Below are 19,660 nucleotides of genomic sequence, written 5' to 3'. Positions count from 1 at the left end.
CACCGCTTTAACATCAGCAAAAAGCCCGATGAAAGGAGGCGAGCGTGACCACACGCGAGGATGCCTACCCCTATCCCGGCGAACAATACATCCTCTCGGTCGACCGTTACCAGATCGAGGTCATGGACCATCTGGACGAGCTTCCCGCCACAGGCGTCGTCATCTTCTGCACCTTCCCCAAGGTGCGCGATGGCGTTGGTTATCCCGCGCGCGTTTTTGCCATCTGCCCCGCGGCATAAGTTCCCATGCATTTGTTCTTCTAAATTCAGCCTCCGGTGTACGCCACATGCCCCAGCGGCATACAATCCATCAGGCGCCCCGCACGCGGGCGCCTTTTTGTGAGGAGATGATTCACATGCAGATCAACAAGGTCGCCTTTATCGGCAAGGGCGGCGTCGGCCTGCTCTACGGCAGTATGATTGCCAAGGCCCTCGGCAATGACGCCGTCGAATACGTCATGGATGACGCGCGTTTCGAGCGCCACGTGGGCGATGCGCTCACCGTCAACGGAAAACCCTGCACGCTCAAGTCCGTCCGCGCCAGCGAGGCAACGCCCGCCGATCTGGTCATTCTCACGGTCAAGACGACGGGGCTCAACCAAGCACTCAAGACTATGGAGCGCGTCGTGGGACCCAACACGCTCATCGCCTCGCTGTGCAACGGCATTACGAGCGAGCAAAAAATAGCCGAGCGCTTTGGCTGGAAGCACACCGTCCTGGGCATCTGCCAGGGCATGGACGCCGTATTCCTTAACGGCGCGCTCACCTTTACCAATGCGGGCGAGATTCGCTTTGGCGCGGCAGCAGGCACCGAGCCCGCAACCGTCACCGCCATCGATGAGCTCTACACGCGCTGCGGCATCGCCCATACCGTCGAGAGCGACATTGCGCACCGCATGTGGGCCAAACTCATGCTCAACGATGGCATCAACCAGACCTGCATGGCCTACGGCGGCACGTACGGGAGCGCCACGGAACAGGACTCCGAGCAGCGTCGCTGCTTTGTTTCCGCCATGCGCGAGACACTTGCGGTCGCCAACGCCGAGGGCGTTGAGCTTACCGAGGCAGACCTGACGCAGATGGTGCACCTCATCGAGGGAATCGACCCCGCCGGCATGCCCTCGATGGCGCAGGACCGCATCGCACAACGTAAAACCGAAGTCGAGGAGTTCGCGGGCACCATCTGCCGCCTGGCCGCCAAACACGATATCCAAGTGCCGCAAAACGATTGGCTCTACCAGAGGATTCGCGAAATAGAAAGCAGCTGGTAGCCTCGCCCGCACGGCGACGCGCGCAATGTAAGCAGACAGGCCTTCGCGAGGATCCCATCGCTCGCGAAGGCCTGTCGCATTTAGGCCGAGGCTAAAACTGAGGCTCGTTTTGCGACTCCGGGACCTCGTCCTCGTCATCGCGGCAAAGCACCACGCCGGCGCTTCCCAACAGCGCCGCTGCAATCAAGGCGCTCACAACCACAGGAGCAGCACCCGTAGTGGACTGCAAGCCGGCAACTAACGCCGCCGTCGGACCAAGACATCCGATCAAAAGGGCAACGACGGCAATAGCGACATCTCGAGCGTTCATGGGATCACTTCCTCCACGAGAAAGACCTTGTTTCTCATGACTTAGTGTGCCCCGCGCCCATATGCCCAACGTAGTGCCACGGTAAGGGCTCTGTTAACCCAAATGCATATAAAAACGGGCGACTTTACATTGCCCGAAAGCTCAGTAAAGACGCCCGTCCATCATGTGCAATCGATGCCGACAGATTACCAACCGGTGTAGTAATCGGTAGTTCCGGCTGCGCAACCTGAATCGTAGACCTTGCACTCGCCCTTAGAGCCCGTAAAGGTCGAGCCCTGGGACTTATCGCTCGCAGCCACCACGTAGTAGCCGTCGGAATCACGCCAAAAGCCCTCGGAATCCAGCGTCCACTCACCCGTGCGGTGGTGATACAACACGTTGCTGCTGTAATAGGTCTCGCGACGACCGTTGTAGTTATTGACGCCGCTCGAGCGCGTCAGGCCCGAGCCGTTCGCGTAATACGCAGCAGACGCGTAAGACGAGCCGGAGCCGGCGTTGTAATACGAAGCCTGAACGGCCTCGGCAGCTTCTGCCTCGACGGCCGCAGCCTCGAGCGCCTCGCGCTTAGCATCCTCGAGCGTGGAGCGAAGCTCGTCGAGCTCGGCCGACTTCGCGTCGACCTCCTCCATCGTCAAAAGACTGCCCGCACCGTCGATACAACCCTGCAGTACAGCGCGCTCGTCATCGGTGGCATAGTCACCGTACATGTTCATGATGATCTGCGCGCGGACCTCTAGGGAATCGCGCTTGGCCCCCATCGAGGCGTTCCACTCCTGCATGGAGCCAAAGCCGTCGCTACGATAGTCGACGGGCTGCATCAGGGTCGCCTCGGACGGCGTTGATCCGACCGCGTCGGACAGTGTTGCCGCGTGGGCATCGGTTACGCCGGCACCCACTAAAAGCGCCACGGCAAGCGTGGCAGAAAGGGCGGCGGCCTTCGGTTTTCGTGAATCGATCCTCATGTAGCTGGAAACCTCCGTAGTGAGTTTTTGCTGCGTTTAAGCTGCGTGTGATTCGATCGCGCTGCATAGTACCCCGAGTAAATCGCGACCTGCGGTTTTTCTCAAAAGGTGCACGTCATTTGCGTAAAACTCACATCCTCTCAACAGGAGTTTTCCACAATTCGCATGCATAAAGCATGCCAAAAACCCTGTAATAGCGCCCTTCCTATGCAAAAAAGGCGCCTGCGCAACCATTGTTCGCGCAGGCGCCTTGAACAGGCATTTTATGCAGTTATACCTATCGAGTCGCAAGGGGCCCTTGCACAAGTCGCCCTACTCGTCCAGCGCGGCAAAGGCCTGCTTCAGATCCCAAATGATGTCCTCGGCGTTCTCGGTACCAATGGAAAGACGGATTGTAGAGGGCGTAATGTTCTGCTCGGCAAGCTCCTCGGCAGAGAGCTGGGAGTGCGTGGTGGTAGCCGGGTGCACGACGAGCGACTTGACGTCGGCTACGTTGGCGAGCAGCGAGAACACCTGCAGGTGGTCGATGAACTTCCAAGCAGCCTCCTGGCCGCCCTTGATCTCGAAGGTGAAGATCGAGGCGCCGCCACGGGGGAAATACTTCTGGTACAGCTCATGGTCGGGGTGCTCGGGCAGGCTCGGGTGGTTCACCTTGGCAACATGGCCGTCACCGATCAGGAACTCAACGACCTTCTTGGTGTTCTCGACATGGCGGTCAACGCGCAGCGACAGGGTCTCGGTGCCCTGGAGCAGGACCCAGGCGTTAAACGGGCTAATGCAGGCGCCCTCGTCACGCAGCAAGATAGCACGGACATAGGTCGCGAAGGCAGCGGGGCCGGCGGCCTCGGTAAACGAGACGCCATGGTAGGAGGGATTGGGCTCGGCGATCTGCGCATACTTGCCGCTCGCCTTCCAGTCAAAGTTGCCGCCATCGATAATCACGCCGCCCAACGAGGTGCCGTGGCCGCCAATAAACTTAGTTGCAGAGTGAACGACGATGTTGGCGCCGTGCTCCAGCGGACGGAACAGATACGGGGTGCCGAAGGTGTTATCGACAACAACCGGAAGACCATGCTTCTTAGCGACCTCGGAGATAGCGTCGATGTTGGGGATATCGGAGTTGGGGTTACCGAGCGTCTCGAGGTAAATGACCGTGGTGTTGTCCCTGATGGCGCCCTCGACCTCGTCCAGGTTGTGGGCATCGACGAAGGTGGTCTCGACACCAAACTGGGAGAGCGTGTGCTCCAGCAGGTTGTAGGAACCACCGTAGATGGTCTTTTGGGCCACCACATGGTCGCCGGCCTGAGCGAGGGCCTGCAGGGTATAGGTGATGGCGGCGGCGCCAGAGGCGACGGCAAGACCGGCAACGCCGCCCTCGAGCGCGGCAATGCGGTCCTCAAAGACGCCCTGGGTGGAGTTGGTCAGACGACCGTAGATATTACCGGCGTCGGCAAGGCCAAAGCGGTCAGCGGCGTGCTGGGAGTTGCGGAACACATAGCTCGTGGTCTGGTAGATAGGCACGGCGCGGGAATCGGATGCGGGGTCGGCGCTCTCCTGGCCAACGTGCAGCTGCAGGGTGTCGAAACCAAAGGTGTGCTCGGGGTTGTTGATAAACTGGCTCATGATGATCTCCTTGATCGAACAAAAGTAATAAGAGTAAGAGAAGTAAGTCGCCGTCTCCTGATCACGCCGACGGGCGCAAGCAGGAGCCCGGCATTCGTCTTAGTAAGCAGTTCATATGCGGTCCTCCTTTTGACATCCCGTTCTCGTGGTCGGCTTAATTACCTACCGCCTTTGTGTGTTTTGAATAGTACGAGCATTGTTTCGCGCGGTCAATCACTTAAAAGCGCTAACCTGTTATCGGTTTTTTAGATAGCTATCGAAAGGACGGGTGCCGATGACCCTCCAGCAGCTTCGTTTTCTTATCGCCGTGGCAGAATCCGGCTCAATTAACGCCGCAGCTCAGCGCCTCTATACCGCGCAATCCAATATCTCCAACGCCGTCAAAAGCCTAGAGCAGGAGCTCCGTCTGGAAATCTTTACGCGCTCCAGCCGCGGCGTCACACTCACCAACGACGGCACCGAGCTTTTAGGCTATGCGCGCCAGGTCGTAGAGCAGGCCGATATGCTCGAGGCCCGCTACGAGGACGGCGGCACACCCCAGGCACGCCTTGCCGTCTCGGCTCAGCACTACGCTTTTTCGGTCGAGGCCTTTGTCAACGTCGTCGAGCGCTGCCGCGACAGTAAGTTTGAGTTCATCATGCGCGAGACCACCACGTCACAGATCATCGACGACGTCCGCGCATTTCGCAGCGATATCGGCATTCTGTATCTGGATGACTTTAACGCCCGCGTCCTGCAGAAGGCCTTCGCCGACGCCCGCGCAAGCTTCCATCCCCTCTTCGATGCAACGGTCCACGTCTTCGTTAGCGAGCGCCATCCGCTCGCACGCCGCCCCCAGCTATCGCTTGCCGACCTTACGCCCTATACGCGCTACAGCTTTGAGCAGGGGACCTCGAACTCCTTCTATTACGCCGAGGAGCCGTTTAGCTATATCCCCTGCGACCGCAACATCCGCGTTTCCGACCGTGGCACGCTCACCAATCTGCTCATCACGTCGAACGGTTACACGTTGTCGACCGGTGTCCTCTCCAATGAAATGCAATGGGGCATGGCATCGATCCCGTTGGCAGACGCTCCAACGATGCGCGTGGGCTACATCATGCACGATGAGCGCAAGCCCTCTCCCCTGCTGCGGCAATACCTCGACGAACTCGATCGCATCATCCACGAAAACCAACCATTTGGGGACGGGATAGAAATGGCAGATTTAAAAGCCCTCTAGCTCTTGACAATTCAGGTCGCCCATCTTTCTTGGCGACAACGTCTCCACCATCCTTGTGGAGCGGCGCGCCTCGCATAAAACAGGATGGACCGGGCGCTACAATAGACAGCCGCAAGAGAGGAACTCGACGAAAGGAAGTCTGTGAAGGTCATCATCTATACCGACGGCTCGGCTCGATCCAATCCGGGACGCGGTGGCTACGGCGCCGTGCTCAAATACACCAACCCCGCCGGCAAGACCTTCACCTCCGAGCTTTCGCGTGGCTACGCCAAGACCACCAACAACCGCATGGAGCTCATGGCGGTCATCGTGGCGCTCGAGGCACTCAACCGTCCCTGCGAGGTCGAGGTCCACTCCGACTCGCAGTACGTCGTCAACGCCTTTAACAGGCACTGGATCGACGGTTGGAAAAAGCGCGGGTGGAAAACTGCCAACAAGCAGCCCGTTAAGAACCGCGACCTGTGGGAGCGCCTGCTTGCCGCAAAGAGCAAGCATAAGGTGGAGTTCATCTGGGTTAAGGGGCATGCCGGCCACGAGCTCAACGAGCGCTGCGACGAGCTCGCCACCACCGCGGCCGATGGAGTCAACCTCGATATCGACACCGGCTTTAACGAGAGCGACCTGTAATAGCGTTTTCGCGCAGCTTTATATCCCCACGCGCTACACTCATCCTGTAGACCAAAACAACGCAAGGGGGACGTATGCTGCGCATCGCGACCATCGGCACATCCATGATCACCGACGACTTTATCCAGGTCGTCAATGCCAACGACCAGGCTGTATTCGTAGGCACGCTCTCGCGCAACGCCGAGCGCGGCGCCGCCTTTACTGCCGAGCACGGCGGCGAGCGAAACTTTACTTCACTTGATGAGCTTGCAGCAGCCGCCGACGTCGACGCCGTCTATATCGGCAGCCCAAACGCACTTCACTACGAGCAGGCCCTTGCCTGCATCGCCAGCGGCAAGCACGTCATCGTCGAGAAGCCCTTCTGCGCCACCGAGGCGCAGGCACTGGAAGTCTTCCGCGCCGCCGAGACAGCAGGTGTCGTGGCCCTCGAGGCCATGCGCCCGCTCCATGACCCCGCTTTCCACGCCATCGAGGACGCCCTGGGCGAGATTGCGCCCATTCGTCGCGCCTCACTGCGCTTTGGCAAGTATTCTTCACGCTACAACGAGGTTCTCGCGGGACGCGCCACCAACATCTTCGACTGCCACATGGCCTCGGGCTCCCTCATGGATATTGGCGTCTACACCGTCGAGCCCATGGTCGAGATCTTCGGCATGCCCTCCGGCCTTACGAGCATGGCTACTCTGCTCGACCCCACCACGCAAGAGCTCACCCATGGCCCCATCGATGGCTGCGGTTCCATCCTCGCCAGCTACGGCGGTGGCCGTATCTCCGTCGAGCTCGCGCACTCCAAAATTACGAATGACCTACTGCCCTCGCAGATCGAAGGCGAGCGTGGCACTATCCAGATTGACCATCTGTCCACGCCCCGCAACGTCCGCATCGACTATCGCGGCGATGTCGTACGCGGCTCGGCGACCGAGGCGCCGCGCGAACAGAGCGACAACGGCCGCGTGCTCGACCTGCCCAAATCGAGCAACACCATGGAATACGAACTCGCAGACTTTATCACCGCCATCGGCGGCATCGATAACGTCAAGGAAGAGATTTGGGAGACCCCGGCGGGACGTCACGAGCTTGGCCACTATCGCGATGTCACGCTTGTCTCGCTGCGCATCATGGATGCCGTGCGCCAACAGGCCGGCATTACCTTCCCCGCCGATTCTGTCAAGCAGGCCTAGCGATGGGTATTTTCGACAAGCTTTTCTCGGGCGTCGCCGGCGGCAGCCGCGAGCCCCAAAAGCCCTCTGGTGTCGAGCTCGAGCTGCGCCGCAGGCTTACTGTGCTCGCAAGCGACGAGGCCACTCAAGACACTCCCCTGCGCTATTTCCTGCGCTGGGAGGGACAGGTCCAAGGCGTTGGTTTTCGCTTTACCAACACCAACCTCGCGCAGGCACGCGCACTCACCGGCTGGGTGCGTAACATGGAAGACGGCTCAGTCGAGATGGAGATACAGGGAGCTCCAGCAAACATCCTATCTCATCTCGAGGCGCTTCATGCCTCCTACGAGCGCATGGGAACGCGTTTTCGCCTCGTAGACGCCCAGGTCCGAGCCCCACTTGCCAATGAAGACGGTTTCACTCCTCATTATTAGTATTGTGTGCTAAATACGGTATCATTTACCTACGTCCGTTAATAGAAAAGAGGCGAGGCGCATGGCGGTGCAAAGAAGGAATACTAGGCAGCGAAAGCTAGTTCTTGATGCCGTGCGCCAAAGCTACAACCATCCCACCGCCGATGAGATCTACAACGCTGTGCGCGCGCAGGATGACAAAATCAGCCGCGGTACGGTCTACCGCAACCTCAATCTCTTGGCCGATGCCGGGGAGATTCTCTCGATTAAAACGCCGGGCGGCAGCCGCTTCGATCGTGCCATCGAACCGCATGCGCATATCATCTGCACCTCGTGTGGCCGCGTCATCGATGTGCCGCTCCCCTTCAATACCCAGCTCGACGCCAGGGCATCCGAACAAATCGGATGGAGCGTCAGCTCGCACTACACCATCTTCGAGGGCCTCTGCCCCAACTGTAGGTAGATTTTGGGGCATGCCTTAAAATCAACTTTTCACCGATTGCGGCAAAAGGAAGATTTCCAGGCATGTCCAAAATGTCTACTCAGCAAGTAGGCGACGCAGCTCTTCTTCGACCGTGCGCACGTAACGGACGCGGTCGTTGATACCGCGCATACTGGGATTGCAGCTCTCCATCAGATAGGGATGGCCCACCACGTTGAGCATGTCGCGGTCGTTTTCATTATCGCCAAACGCCATCATTTCGTTAGGTGAGATCCCCAGCGCACGACCATAATCGGCAAGCGCGGACCCCTTGCCCGAATCAAAGCCGATAAAGTCGGTCCATTCGGTTCCCGACGTCATCACATCGACCCGGTCGCCAAAGCGACGGACGAAATACTCCAGCGCCGCCGGCTGCTCTGTCTCGGGCGTTTGAAACGCGATCTTAATGACGTCCTCGTCGATGTCCTCGGGACGGTCGACCACCGCCACATCGCAATGGACCTCGTAGCGCAAATGGTCGACGAATGCATCGTTGCCGCTCATGGTGTAGAGGTGCCCCTCGCAGGAAAGGGTCACGTCGGCATGGGGATACGCAACCACGGCATTCGCGATATCCATAGCAAGGTTACGCTCCATGGAACGCTTGACAACGGCACGCCCCTCGCTCATCACGAGGGCTCCGTTTTCGCATACATAGGCGAGCTCATCGGCCACCGGGGCAAACAGATAGCGCAAGCTCGCATATTGACGGCCGCTCGCCGGCATAAACACGATGCCACGACGATGCAGCTCATCGATGAGCTCAAAGGCCTCGGAACGCGGCTCGCACTCCCCCGGATGCAGCAACGTGCCGTCCAAATCGCATGCAATCAGCTTGATTCCCTCAAGACCCATATGCTTTCCCCCACAGCACCTCATCAACAGCAAGACGGACTTTGAATAGCTGCCTCTCAAAGTCCGTCTTGCTCATACGCACGTTAACCGCGCGCCTTTTTTACGATCGTAAAGTCGGGAGCCATGCTCACAACGGCATACGCCGCGCTCGACGCAAAACGCCGGTCCGTATCGAGTTCACGGCTAACCACCGAGAGCATAACGCCCTCGACGCCCCGGAGCATGCGGCCCAAAACAGGCTGCACCGGCGTATACATGCGTACGGTATGCTCGTCCGAATCGCCTCGGAAAAGCGGCGCATGCATGTTGCCGATCTCCCAGCACGCATGCGCGAGCGCAATCGGATCCATGCGGTCGACTTCGACCAAATAGACCTCGGCGCTGCGCAGGCGCACGACAACCGCCACGGGCACCATGCCCGAACGGTCGATGGCGAGCACGTCGCCGTCGGCAAGACGACTGCCGTCGGCAGCATCTAGCCGAACATCGACCGTGCGCCCCAGCTCCGTCACGCCCGCAAACGCGCATACATCAGCCTGGTCCCAATCGAGCAGCAGCTCGTCAACTTCAAAGATGCCACCCAGCTCCCGACGAAGCAGGAGTTCATAGGACGGATCGTTGAGATTTCCCAAGCATGTCGTCGAAACCAAGCGTTCAGGCATACTCTAATCCTCGACCTCGACGAGCTCGATATCAAAGTTGAGATCCTTGCCGGCCAGCTCGTGGTTAGCATCGAGCGTCACGGCCTCGGGCGTCACATCGATGACAACGGCAGGGACAGGCATGCCGCTCGGCGTGGACAGGAAGAGCTTCATGCCCTTCTCGATCTGCTCGATGTTGGGAACCTGCTCGGCCGGGAAGGTGATAACCATCTCGGGATTGTGCTCGCCGTAGGCATCGGCAGCAGGAATGTGCACGGTCTTCTTCTCGCCCACCTGCATGTCGACAACGGCGGCATCGAAGCCCTTGATCATCTGACCGGCACCGCAGGTGAACTCCAGCGGCTCGCCGCGATCGTAGGAGCTATCAAACTGCGTGCCGTCGTCGAGCGTGCCGCGATAATGAGTCTTGACCTTCTTGCCCTGGTTGGACATGGAAACCTCCGTGATAAGGGCGGCACACAACGCGGGCCGCCATGAACGTATGGCGCTAACTATACCCTAGTCATACAATTCGAAGACAGTTTGCAAAGAAACGCTGCAACCGGAGGAACCATGGCATATCCCGTATTTGACTTGCACTGCGACACCGCCGACCGCATCGGCTGGGCCACGCTCGATCTCGACCTGCGCTTTACCGCCGGCACCGACGGTTATTTCCCCGGCGACGAGACGCATCCGCAAGATTTCGACCTCATCGAGGGCAACGCCTGCGCCATCTCGCTCGCAAAGATCGGCAACACACCGTGGGCACAGTGCTTCGCCACGTTTGTCCCCGACGAGATTCCCTCCGCCCACGCCGCGCGCTTCCAGGCGCAGATCATGGCGCATATGAGCGGCCAGGCCATGCTCAACCACGATCGCATGGTCAACGTGCGCAGCGCCGCAGACATTCGTCCCGCGCTCAAGGACGGCAAGGTCGCTTGCATCCACACCATCGAAAACGCCACGTTCTTTGCCGAGGACCCCGCACTGATCGAGGTGCTCAAGAGCTTGGGCGTACTCATGTCGTCACTCAGCTGGAATGCGCAGGGGCCGCTCGCGAGCGGACACGATACCCACGCCGGCCTCACCGCCGCCGGCATCGAGGCACTTACGCAGATGGAGCACGCCGGCATGGTGCTTGACGTCTCCCATCTCAACGATGAGTGCTTTGACGAGGTCGCCGCCCGCGCCACGCGTCCCTTCGTCGCCAGCCACTCCAACTCCCGTGCGGTTTGCGGCGCCAAACGCAACCTTACCGACGACCAGTTCCGCACCATTCGCGACATGGGTGGCATCGTCGGCCTCAACTACTGCAGCGAGTTCCTTTCCAACGACGCAACCGACAAGACCGCCGCAGACGTCACCTTCGATCAGCTAGCGGCACATATCGAGCACTGGCTCGACCTGGGCGGCGAGGACGTCATCGCGCTCGGCGGCGACTGGGACGGCGCCACGGTGCCCGCCTTCCTCTCCGATGCCAGCAAGATGCCCGAGTTCCAGAACATGCTCTCCAAGCATTTTGGCAAGACCGTGATGCAAAAGCTCTGCAGCGACAACGCGCTTGCCTTCTTTGAGCGTTATTAATTTCACATCCCTTGAGCGGGCCGGCATGCCGAACGGTCGACATGCCGGCCCGTCCCCAATCTGAAGGACCGCTTTTGACGCAGCAGTTTACGATTTCCGTATCCCGACCGGATGGGATGCCCATCCCCGTCGTCGTTACCAAAAAGCGCGTCAAGAACTTCAACCTACGCGTCACATCGAGCGGTGAGGTCCACGCAAGCGCACCGCTCGGTGCCACCCGCGAGCGTATCGAAGCATTTGTGAAGCGCAACAGCGCCTGGATTATCAGCCGACTTGCCCAGCGCGAGCAACGTCAGGCGACGGAGCGAGAGCCGCTCAGCCCCTCGTCCATCATTGCGCTTTGGGGCAAGCCCATCACGGTACAAGATGCGCTCGATCACAACTTTGCATCACCCGCACCGCGACCCAAACAGGCCACCTTCGCAAGTTTTATGGGTACCGACGAGCCAGACGAACACCCACAGGCCAAGCGGCACGCAATCCTCGACGGCCTAACGCCCGATGAGCTCCAAGCCCGCATCGACCAGCTCTATACATCCGAGGTCACCACGGCGCTGCGCGATATGGTGCGCACATACGAAATCGCAATGGGTGTCGCCGCTTCCCGCGTTTCCGTGCGCAGCATGAAAACGCGCTGGGGCTCGTGTACGCCCAAAACCGGTGCCATTCGCATCGCACGCGAGCTTGCCGCCTACCCCGTCGAGTGCCTTGACATGGTTGTCGCCCACGAGCTCGTCCACTTGCTCGAGCCAAGCCACAATCAGCGGTTTCACGCCCTGCTCGACACGTACTGCCCCAACAATAGAGCTCTGTCGCAGCGGCTCAAGCAGCCACCCATAGAGACGTATTAGAACCGGTTAGCGCACGCGCTCGATCTCGACACCGCAGCTTGCCAGGGGAAGACCGACGGGCGCCCAAGGCTTATCGAGCTTAACACGAACGCCAAGCAACAGGGGGTAACGACGTAGCAGCATCTGGGCCACGCCCTCGGCTGCGGCCTCGATGAGCTTAAACGTATGCTCGCGCAGATAGCCATCGACATCGTGGCACACCGAGCCGTAATCAATCGAGGCATCCAGGTTATCGTGCTCCCCTGCTGCACGCAGGTCGGCATAGAGCACCAAGGACACGATGAACTTCTGGCCCAGGGCGTTCTCCTCGGGATACACGCCGTGGTTGGCAAAGACCTCAAGACCTTCAACGGTGATGCGATCGGCATGGCGCAGATCGTCATAGCTCACGTGGGGCACCGCCGTTGCGGTGGATATTTCGCCCCTTCCACGGCGGGCGAGCTCGGCGCCTTCAGTCTTGGTTGCATTCTCGGGCAGTTTCTTGTTACTCATCGCGATCGTCTCCTTCGTTTAGAACCCCGACCGCGCAAACCAACTACACGCGAATCGACAGGTTCTTTTTATCATCGCTCCAGTTGCAGGCATTGCGCGCGGGGCATGCAAAGCAGGCGCGCGACGCTTTGTCGGCTGCATAGAGCAGACGCTCAAGCGGTTGGCTGTTCACGCGCAGCTTTCTATGGCCTAAAATGGCCGTCTTAATGGCCGCGGCATCGGCCGGATCAAATGCCACGTCATCGGGCATGCCGCCAAGAATCGCATCAGCGACGCGCTCGCTTGCAACATCATGGGATATACCCGATTCATACTGTTCATCTTTGCCGATATCGTGAAGAAGTGCCGTGGCGTAGATGACCTCGCGGTCAAATTCGAGCTGTTCCTCAAGATTCTTAATCCACATAATGCGCGCGACATCCAGCAGATGGTCAATACCGTGGCGGCAAAAGATGCGCCCCGATTCCAACTGTGCAATGTTGCCCAGGTGCCGCCGGAACAGCCCGTTGGCACAAATGTAATCAATGCGAGGCATGGCGCCAAAGGGAGTCAGGCCCGAAGCCATAAAACCGCGACGCGGCGTCCCCTCATCGGTCTTCGATGTAAAGTCGTTGACGACTCTCATGGTTAGCGGTCCAGCATCCTAAAGAATCGCTCCTCGAGCGCGGGATCGGTCTCAAAGACACCGCGACGAGCAAGCGTTACGGTCTTGGTACCGGGCTTTTGCACGCCGCGCATGGTCATGCACATATGCTCGGCTTCCATCAGCACGATCGCCCCTTGGGGAGCAAGATATTCCATGAGGGCATCGGCAACCTGCGCGCACAGCTGCTCCTGCAGCTGCAGACGACGGGCATAGACCTCAACCGTGCGAGCAAGCTTAGACAGACCCGCCACGCGACCGTTAGGGATATAGCCGATCGCAGCCTTGCCATAAAAAGGCAGCAGATGGTGCTCGCACAGCGAGTAAAACGTAATATCGCGCTCGATAACCAAATCGTTCGAAGCGACGGCAAAGGTTTTGGACAGGTGCTCCTCGGCACTCCGGCCCATACCGCCGGCAATCTCGCCATACATACGGGCGACGCGTGCCGGGGTCTCCAGCAGGCCCTCACGAGTTGGGTCCTCGCCTATACCTTCAAGCAGCAGCTTAATAGCAGTCTCGACTTTTTCCTGATCGACCATCTGGGCCTCACTTTTTTCGATTTCGCGTTCGCGCTATGGTACCACGCTGGCACGCAACCTCTTCCAGCTACATAGTATGGGTCGAATAGACCGGATCGTCCCGCCAAAGCTCCACAGCGTCGCAAAGCGCAACGCCCTCGCGCGCAGCACGAGCGCGCGAGGCGTTCATGTCGATCACGCGCTGATTACTCGAGCCCCTAAAGCGCAACGAGATATCGTACAGATCTTGAACGAACGGACCGTCTACCAGCATGTCGAGGCAAGCAAGGATACGGTCCGTCACGTCGGTATGGTGGCGGCCGCCCGGCATTAGTTCCTCGAGCACATCACCGGTAAAGCACCAAATGGTCTTCCCAGACTCCACAGGATAGGTCGCACGCACGCGTTCGATAAAATCAACGAGCCCCGCCTGGTTCTCGGGTTCCATAGGCTCCCCGCCCAGAATCGTCAGGCCATCAATAAAGGGATGATCAAGACTCTCGATGATTTTGTCCTCGACGGCACGATCGAACGGTTCACCCGCGGCAAAGTCCCACGCGACGGAGTTAAAACAATTCTTGCACCCACGACGGCACCCACTCACAAACAGAGAGGTACGAACGCCTTCTCCATCAGCAATGTCGAAATACTTAATGTTCGCGTAGTTCATAGGTAACCTTCCTGGGGGTCTGGAGCATATCATCCCGTCCTCAAACATTCTCGGCCTTCGGCCTGCGAAACTACGGGCGGGACGATATGCTCCAGATCCCTCGCGAGCGACACTCGATGAACGAAGCGAACATCGAGTATGGGGTTCGAGGCCCAATAAAAACTGGGTTGCGGCTCAACCGGCATCGCAAGTAAATCGCAGCTGCAGCTCGAATTATTTCCGCTAAGAACTTCGAGGAGTGAGCAGACCGCATACTGCATCTCAGCTACATCAACTTGGCTGCCCCGTAGCGAGGCCCCGGACCTTTGCTCGATATGAGTTCCGCACGAACAGGAGGCGCCAGTGGCGCCTCCGTCGTGAGCCAGGACTGTCCGAAATAGCGAGTAAAGGTCCGGGGCCTCGCTACGGGGCAGCCTGGGATGGTTATTAGAGATGCAGCACGCGGTCGCGGATCTCCTCGGTTCGACCCTGGTTCCAGAACTGGGTACCGATGTAGCCGCACGTGCGACGGGCGACATTCATCTTCTCCTGGTCACGATTGCCGCAATTGGGGCACTCCCACACCAGTTTGCCATCGTCCTCGACAATGCGAATCTCGCCGTCATAGCCGCACACCTGGCAGTAATCGCTCTTGGTGTTGAGCTCGGCGTACATGATGTTGTCGTAGATGTACTGCATTACGCGAATGACCGCCTTGAGGTTGTCCTGCATGTTGGGAACCTCAACGTAGGAGATGGCACCGCCCGGCGAAAGCTGCTGGAACATGCCCTCAAACTTAAGCTTGTCGAAGGCATCGATCTCCTCGGACACGTGGACGTGATAGCTGTTAGTAATGTAGCCCTTATCCGTCACGCCCGGGATAATGCCGAAACGGCGCTGCAGGCACTTGGCGAACTTGTAGGTCGTCGACTCAAGCGGGGTGCCGTACAGCGAGAAGTCGATATCGCTTTCGGCCTTCCACTCGGCGCACTTGTCGTTCATGTGCTGCATGACGGCCATGGCAAACGGCGTGCCCTCCTTCTCGGTATGGCTGTGGCCCGTCATGTACTTGACGCACTCATACAGACCGGCGTAACCCAGGCTAATGGTGGAATAGCCGCCCACGAGCAGCTTGTCGATCGTCTCGCCCTTCTTAAGGCGCGCCAAGGCACCGTACTGCCAAAGAATCGGCGCAGCATCCGAAAGCGTGCCCATCAGGCGCTCATGACGGCACAGCAGGGCGCGGTGGCACAGCTCAAGGCGCTCATCGAAGATCTTCCAGAACTTGTCCATGTCCTGATGCGAGCTCAGCGCAACATCGGGCAGGTTGATGGTCACAACACCCTGGTTAAAGCGACCATAGTACTTAGGCTTGGTCGGATCATAGTTCAGAGCGTTGGCGACATTGTTAAAGCCGTTGCCCGAACGGTCGGGCGTCAGGAAACTGCGGCAACCCATGCAGGTATAGCAATCACCGTTGCCGGCGGTCTCGCCCTTAGACAGCTTGAGCTCGCGCATCTTCTTCTCGGAGATGTAGTCGGGCACCATGCGCTTGGCGGTGCACTTGGCGGCGAGCTTGGTCAGATAGAAGTACGGCGAATCCTCGCGGATGTTATCGTCCTCGAGCACGTAGATGAGCTTGGGGAACGCCGGGGTGATCCACACGCCGGCTTCGTTCTTAACGCCCTCATAGCGTTGACGAAGCGTCTCCTCCACAATCATGGCAAGGTCGTGCTTCTCCTGGGGCGTACGGGCCTCATTGAGATACATAAAGACCGTCACGAACGGCGCCTGGCCATTCGTGGTCATAAGGGTCACGACCTGATACTGAATCGTCTGGACGCCGCGACGAATCTCATCGCGCAGGCGTTCCTCAACGACCTCGCGAACCTTCTCGGCAGATGCCGAAACACCGAGCTCCTCAAGCTCGCGAGCAACCTCGCCGCGAATCTTTTGACGGCTCACCTCAACGAACGGGGCGAGATGGGTCAGCGAAATAGACTGACCGCCGTACTGGGAGGAAGCAACCTGGGCGATAATCTGCGTCGCGATGTTGCAGGCGGTCGAAAAGCTGTGCGGCTTCTCGATCAGCGTGCCCGAGATAACGGTGCCGTTCTGGAGCATGTCCTCCAGGTTCACCAGATCGCAGTTGTGCATGTGCTGGGCAAAGTAATCCGAATCGTGGAAATGGATCAGACCCTCATTATGGGCATCCACGATCTCCTGGGGCAGCAGCACGCGTTGGGTCAGGTCCTTGGAAATCTCGCCGGCCATATAGTCGCGCTGAACGGAATTGACGGTCGGATTCTTATTGGAGTTCTCCTGCTTAACCTCTTCGTTATTGCACTCGATCAGCGACAGGATCTTGTCGTCGGTCGTGTTCTTTTGGCGCTTCAGGCTCTGAACATAACGATAGATGATGTAGCGGCGAGCGACCTCGTAGCAGTCGAGACGCATGATCTCGTCCTCGACCAGATCCTGGATCTCCTCGACCGATACGGTATGGCCGGCCTTCTCACATGCCTCGGCGACGTTTTGCGCCGCATAGATCACCTGGCGGTCGGTAAGACGAGAGCCCTCCTCGACCTCCAAGTTGGCGGCGCGAATCGCATTGACGATCTTATCGATGTCAAAGGCAACCTCGGTACCGCTGCGCTTGATGATCTTCATCCTCTTGCCTCTTTCGCGTCGTAATCCCATTGCGCTTCAGAGCCAAACGATGCCTGGCAGGGCTTGTCCCTGTCTTGCGGCGCCGTCGCGCAATCTGTGTTCTCGATAAACCATAGGTCCTCATGCGGACAATCCTCGCGGCCGATCAAGCGGCTCAAAGGCGTGTCCAAATGGGACGAACAAGGTCTTCGTTCTCTGTCCGCCATCTATCATACGACAAAGACGCCTCTATATCCTGTATTCTTTTTTTAGGTCAAACACAACATATAGTGTTTCAGCAGGTCAAAGCAATTGGTCATTTTACAGACACATTAATTATGAGGGTTTCTTGGCAAGTCGGTAAAACGTTACCAACGCGGCTACCTGCAAGGCAGTTATAAAACCCCCTCGTCAAGCCGCCGACAAATCCTATCAAAACCAAGCCGCTCACGCGAAAAGAATCCAAAAGATTATGCTTGACCAACATGTTGCGGTCGAATGCCGGCGGACGGAGCGACGGGGCTGCAAACGCTCGGAAGACTACAGCCCCGGCACCCCGTCCGCCGGCATTCGATAGGCGAGGGGCTATTAGTTCTCTTCGCGAGCTATCATGCGGCCGAGAGCCGCTGTAAAGGGATCGAGCAGCACGCCGGCGATAACCACAAAAGCCCACCCCTTTGTGACAAGGCCCGCCCAGCGCGCGAAGAACGTACGGCCTTCAATCGTTCCGAATCCTCCCTGGAAGGCAATCTCGCCAAAACCGATCACCATAAAAGATTGCGCGGGGGTCAACCATGGAAACGCGGGCGACGTGCACGGTTATGATCAAAATAATCATCTCCCACGAGACCAAGAGGCCAATAACGACAAATTATGCTGGGCAGCAAATGCAACGTGAAAAAGCGACCGAGGTCGATAATTTGTCGGCATATTATGTGTGTTTATAACAAAACAGTCCAGAAGCAAAGCCTCTGGACTGCGAACATTTGGTGGGCGTTACAAGATTTGAACTTGTGACCTCTTCCGTGTCAGGGAAGCGCTCTCCCCCTGAGCTAAACGCCCAAATGGAGCGGACAACGGGGCTCGAACCCGCGACCCCAACCTTGGCAAGGTTGTGCTCTACCAACTGAGCCATGTCCGCTTACGGGGATTAATCTTACGTGATACCCGCATCCTATGCAAGAACTTTTTTTGAAAAGTTTTGCGACGCTCTCGCGAACCTCACGAAGACATCAGCCACCTCAAAAAGGCCGAGCTCCTCACCCTGATACACGTATGCCGAGCCCGGAAGCGCCAGCTCAAGCAAAAGGGCCGCCCGCGCGCGGCGCTCGCCGAGTTCACGGTCCTCGTCATAAGACGACCCGTCGCGTAAGAGCCAGTCGAGCGAAATCTGGTGGTAGCGCGTCGCCTTGATTTGCGGCAGGGCATAGCGCGTCGCCACTCGCGATAGATCTCGTGGACCTCGTTGCGGTCCCATAGCGGATGGGTGCCGTCGTCAACCATGTCATCGCCCTCGGCGAGATGCCACCGGTCGAGGTCATCGCGGTCGAGGTCCTTGGCGAGACCGTTGCCCTGATCGCTCCAAAACGTCAGGACGTCGCAAAAGAACGCATGAACCTCGGGGCATGACCAGTCAAAGTCCGGCTGCTCGGGCGTAAACATATGCAGATACCACTGACCGTCCGCAACACGCGTCCAGGCGGGGCCTCCAAAGTTGGCATTCCAATTGGTGGGAGGCAGCTCGCCATGTTCGCCGCGACCATCGCGGAAGATATAACGGGCGCGCTCGGGCGATCCGGGGCGGGCGGCAAGAGCGGCTTTGAACCAGGGGTGCTGGTTGGATGAATGATTGGGCACGATGTCGACGATGACCTTGATGCCGCGCGCGTGAGCCGCAGCGACCATGTCATCGAAGTCGTCAAGCGAGCCGAGACGTGGGTCGACATCGCAGTTATCCGCCACATCATAGCCACCATCGACAAGAGGCGATGGGTAAAACGGGCTCAACCAGATGGCCTCGATGCCCAGCCGCTCAAGATAGTCCATCTGCTGGGTAATGCCCGCGATGATACGCCCAAAGCTGTTATTCGCGGCAAACAACGCCACAGCCACGCCCCAAGACGCTCGCTCCCTCTCGGCTTCGGGCCTCCCGGGACGAATCGACCGATTAGTGAAAAGAACGGAAAACCCACTCCCCCGGTCACGACAGCGAGCGGGCTCCGGGTGCCCCAGGTTGCCGCGAAAGAGGAGGGAAGCGTACTTTATGTACGCGACCGACGATTGAGGGGCAAGATGGGGTGCCCGGGGCTCGCGCAGCGTCAACAAAAAAACGCGGTTCGTTAGAACCGCGTAAGATAGCTGGAGCGGACAACGGGGCATCCGCGTATCCGCTTCGCGGATCCGCATCGGCTTCGGCCGCCTGCCGGCGACCTCGCCAGCTCGCTACAAACGCTCCGCGTTTGCTTAACGCTCGCTCCCTCTCGGGTTCGAGCCTCTGCAATGGGTACGAAAAAGCCCGGCTACCGTGGTAGTCGGGCTGTTGTGCTTGGAGCGGACAACGGGGCATCCGCGTATCCGCTTCGCGGATCCGCACCGGCTTCGGCCGCCTGCCGGCGACCTCGCCAGCTCGCTACAAACGCTCCGCGTTTGCTTAACGCTCGCTCCCTCTCGGGTTCGAGCCTCTGCAATGGGTACGAAAAAGCCC

General features: G+C 58.8%; 22 protein-coding genes and 2 tRNA genes. 9 read left to right on the top strand and 15 right to left on the bottom strand.

The genetic code is table 11. The annotated features are described in order from the left end of the window. Window positions 1-44: 44 nt before the first annotated feature. Window positions 45-239, top strand: coding sequence for a hypothetical protein (locus ACTQWD_RS01125; RefSeq protein ID WP_441559059.1), 195 nt, complete (start codon window positions 45-47; stop codon window positions 237-239). A 116-nt stretch (window positions 240-355) separates the two neighbouring features. Continuing rightward, complete coding sequence (locus ACTQWD_RS01120) at window positions 356-1,270, top strand: ketopantoate reductase family protein (protein ID WP_441554838.1); 915 nt, start codon at window positions 356-358, stop codon at window positions 1,268-1,270. Between the two features lie 91 nt (window positions 1,271-1,361). On the opposite strand, the gene ACTQWD_RS01115 is transcribed toward ACTQWD_RS01120, so the two are convergent. The 3 genes from ACTQWD_RS01115 to ACTQWD_RS01105 all read right to left on the bottom strand — a co-directional run bounded on the left by ACTQWD_RS01115 (window position 1,362) and on the right by ACTQWD_RS01105 (window position 4,165). Further along, window positions 1,362-1,580 carry a hypothetical protein gene (locus ACTQWD_RS01115; protein ID WP_154517389.1) on the bottom strand — a complete coding sequence of 73 codons (219 nt, stop codon included), beginning with the start codon at window positions 1,578-1,580 and terminating at the stop codon, window positions 1,362-1,364. 185 nt (window positions 1,581-1,765) lie between these two features. Further along, window positions 1,766-2,542 carry a hypothetical protein gene (locus ACTQWD_RS01110; protein ID WP_427793856.1) on the bottom strand — a complete coding sequence of 259 codons (777 nt, stop codon included), beginning with the start codon at window positions 2,540-2,542 and terminating at the stop codon, window positions 1,766-1,768. A 312-nt stretch (window positions 2,543-2,854) separates the two neighbouring features. Beyond that, on the bottom strand, window positions 2,855-4,165 hold the full coding sequence (locus tag ACTQWD_RS01105; RefSeq protein WP_441038734.1) for an O-acetylhomoserine aminocarboxypropyltransferase/cysteine synthase family protein: 1,311 nt from the start codon (window positions 4,163-4,165) through the stop codon (window positions 2,855-2,857). A gap of 274 nt (window positions 4,166-4,439) precedes the next feature. On the opposite strand from ACTQWD_RS01105, the gene ACTQWD_RS01100 reads away from it, so the two are divergent. The 5 genes from ACTQWD_RS01100 (at window position 4,440) to ACTQWD_RS01080 (ending at window position 8,050) form a co-directional block, all read left to right on the top strand. Beyond that, a complete protein-coding gene (locus ACTQWD_RS01100) occupies window positions 4,440-5,387 on the top strand; it encodes a LysR family transcriptional regulator (protein WP_427747969.1) in 948 nt (315 codons plus the stop codon). Window positions 5,388-5,528: 141 nt separating this feature from the next. After that, window positions 5,529-6,014, top strand: coding sequence for a ribonuclease HI (rnhA, locus tag ACTQWD_RS01095; RefSeq protein ID WP_370450639.1), 486 nt, complete (start codon window positions 5,529-5,531; stop codon window positions 6,012-6,014). Between the two features lie 74 nt (window positions 6,015-6,088). Then, window positions 6,089-7,195, top strand: a complete 1,107-nt coding sequence (locus tag ACTQWD_RS01090) for a Gfo/Idh/MocA family protein (RefSeq protein WP_441015830.1) — start codon at window positions 6,089-6,091, stop codon at window positions 7,193-7,195. A gap of 2 nt (window positions 7,196-7,197) precedes the next feature. After that, on the top strand, window positions 7,198-7,608 hold the full coding sequence (locus tag ACTQWD_RS01085) for an acylphosphatase (protein ID WP_427795950.1): 411 nt from the start codon (window positions 7,198-7,200) through the stop codon (window positions 7,606-7,608). Window positions 7,609-7,669: 61 nt separating this feature from the next. Beyond that, window positions 7,670-8,050: a Fur family transcriptional regulator gene (locus ACTQWD_RS01080; RefSeq protein WP_427793849.1), complete on the top strand. Its 381-nt coding sequence runs from the start codon at window positions 7,670-7,672 to the stop codon at window positions 8,048-8,050. 75 nt (window positions 8,051-8,125) lie between these two features. Here ACTQWD_RS01080 and ACTQWD_RS01075 read toward each other — a convergent pair whose 3' ends face one another. The 3 genes from ACTQWD_RS01075 to ACTQWD_RS01065 form a co-directional block, all read right to left on the bottom strand. Further along, the gene (locus ACTQWD_RS01075; RefSeq protein WP_427747975.1) at window positions 8,126-8,923 is read right to left on the bottom strand and encodes an HAD-IIB family hydrolase; all 798 of its coding nucleotides are present in this window, start codon (window positions 8,921-8,923) and stop codon (window positions 8,126-8,128) included. An 83-nt stretch (window positions 8,924-9,006) separates the two neighbouring features. Further along, a complete protein-coding gene (locus tag ACTQWD_RS01070) occupies window positions 9,007-9,585 on the bottom strand; it encodes an urease accessory protein UreE (protein WP_441048578.1) in 579 nt (192 codons plus the stop codon). A gap of 3 nt (window positions 9,586-9,588) precedes the next feature. Then, window positions 9,589-10,017: an FKBP-type peptidyl-prolyl cis-trans isomerase gene (locus ACTQWD_RS01065; RefSeq protein WP_117640821.1), complete on the bottom strand. Its 429-nt coding sequence runs from the start codon at window positions 10,015-10,017 to the stop codon at window positions 9,589-9,591. 120 nt (window positions 10,018-10,137) lie between these two features. Here ACTQWD_RS01065 and ACTQWD_RS01060 point away from each other — a divergent pair, with 120 nt between their 5' ends. Both ACTQWD_RS01060 and ACTQWD_RS01055 read left to right on the top strand, forming a co-directional pair. Next, window positions 10,138-11,151 carry a dipeptidase gene (locus ACTQWD_RS01060; protein ID WP_441015845.1) on the top strand — a complete coding sequence of 338 codons (1,014 nt, stop codon included), beginning with the start codon at window positions 10,138-10,140 and terminating at the stop codon, window positions 11,149-11,151. 74 nt (window positions 11,152-11,225) lie between these two features. After that, window positions 11,226-12,002 (top strand): M48 family metallopeptidase, encoded by a 777-nt coding sequence (locus ACTQWD_RS01055; RefSeq protein ID WP_441044770.1) that lies wholly within the window; start codon window positions 11,226-11,228, stop codon window positions 12,000-12,002. A gap of 6 nt (window positions 12,003-12,008) precedes the next feature. Here ACTQWD_RS01055 and folB read toward each other — a convergent pair whose 3' ends face one another. The 9 genes from folB to ACTQWD_RS01010 all read right to left on the bottom strand — a co-directional run bounded on the left by folB (window position 12,009) and on the right by ACTQWD_RS01010 (window position 19,068). Then, window positions 12,009-12,494, bottom strand: coding sequence for a dihydroneopterin aldolase (folB, locus tag ACTQWD_RS01050; protein ID WP_022094401.1), 486 nt, complete (start codon window positions 12,492-12,494; stop codon window positions 12,009-12,011). A gap of 43 nt (window positions 12,495-12,537) precedes the next feature. Beyond that, window positions 12,538-13,119: an HD domain-containing protein gene (locus tag ACTQWD_RS01045; RefSeq protein WP_195838586.1), complete on the bottom strand. Its 582-nt coding sequence runs from the start codon at window positions 13,117-13,119 to the stop codon at window positions 12,538-12,540. Window positions 13,120-13,121: 2 nt separating this feature from the next. Beyond that, on the bottom strand, window positions 13,122-13,679 hold the full coding sequence (folE, locus tag ACTQWD_RS01040; protein WP_441540597.1) for a GTP cyclohydrolase I FolE: 558 nt from the start codon (window positions 13,677-13,679) through the stop codon (window positions 13,122-13,124). A 67-nt stretch (window positions 13,680-13,746) separates the two neighbouring features. Next, on the bottom strand, window positions 13,747-14,328 hold the full coding sequence (gene nrdG, locus ACTQWD_RS01035) for an anaerobic ribonucleoside-triphosphate reductase activating protein (protein WP_441015851.1): 582 nt from the start codon (window positions 14,326-14,328) through the stop codon (window positions 13,747-13,749). 426 nt (window positions 14,329-14,754) lie between these two features. Continuing rightward, window positions 14,755-16,977: an anaerobic ribonucleoside-triphosphate reductase gene (gene nrdD / locus ACTQWD_RS01030; RefSeq protein ID WP_427718616.1), complete on the bottom strand. Its 2,223-nt coding sequence runs from the start codon at window positions 16,975-16,977 to the stop codon at window positions 14,755-14,757. Between the two features lie 567 nt (window positions 16,978-17,544). Next, window positions 17,545-17,727: a hypothetical protein gene (locus ACTQWD_RS01025; protein WP_154517425.1), complete on the bottom strand. Its 183-nt coding sequence runs from the start codon at window positions 17,725-17,727 to the stop codon at window positions 17,545-17,547. Window positions 17,728-17,943: 216 nt separating this feature from the next. After that, window positions 17,944-18,018, bottom strand: a tRNA-Val gene (locus ACTQWD_RS01020). 3 nt (window positions 18,019-18,021) lie between these two features. Continuing rightward, a tRNA-Gly gene (locus tag ACTQWD_RS01015) sits at window positions 18,022-18,097 on the bottom strand. Between the two features lie 80 nt (window positions 18,098-18,177). Further along, entirely contained in the window at window positions 18,178-19,068 is an 891-nt protein-coding gene (locus ACTQWD_RS01010; RefSeq protein ID WP_441559058.1) for an alpha-amylase family glycosyl hydrolase, read from the bottom strand. Window positions 19,069-19,660: the final 592 nt, after the last annotated feature.

Origin of the sequence: Collinsella sp. LCP19S3_B6 (genome assembly GCF_052121815.1) — a bacterium.
Classification (GTDB): Bacteria; Actinomycetota; Coriobacteriia; order Coriobacteriales; family Coriobacteriaceae; genus Collinsella.
Note: the sequence above shows the minus strand (reverse complement) of the source record. Positions and strands in the feature narration are given on the sequence as shown.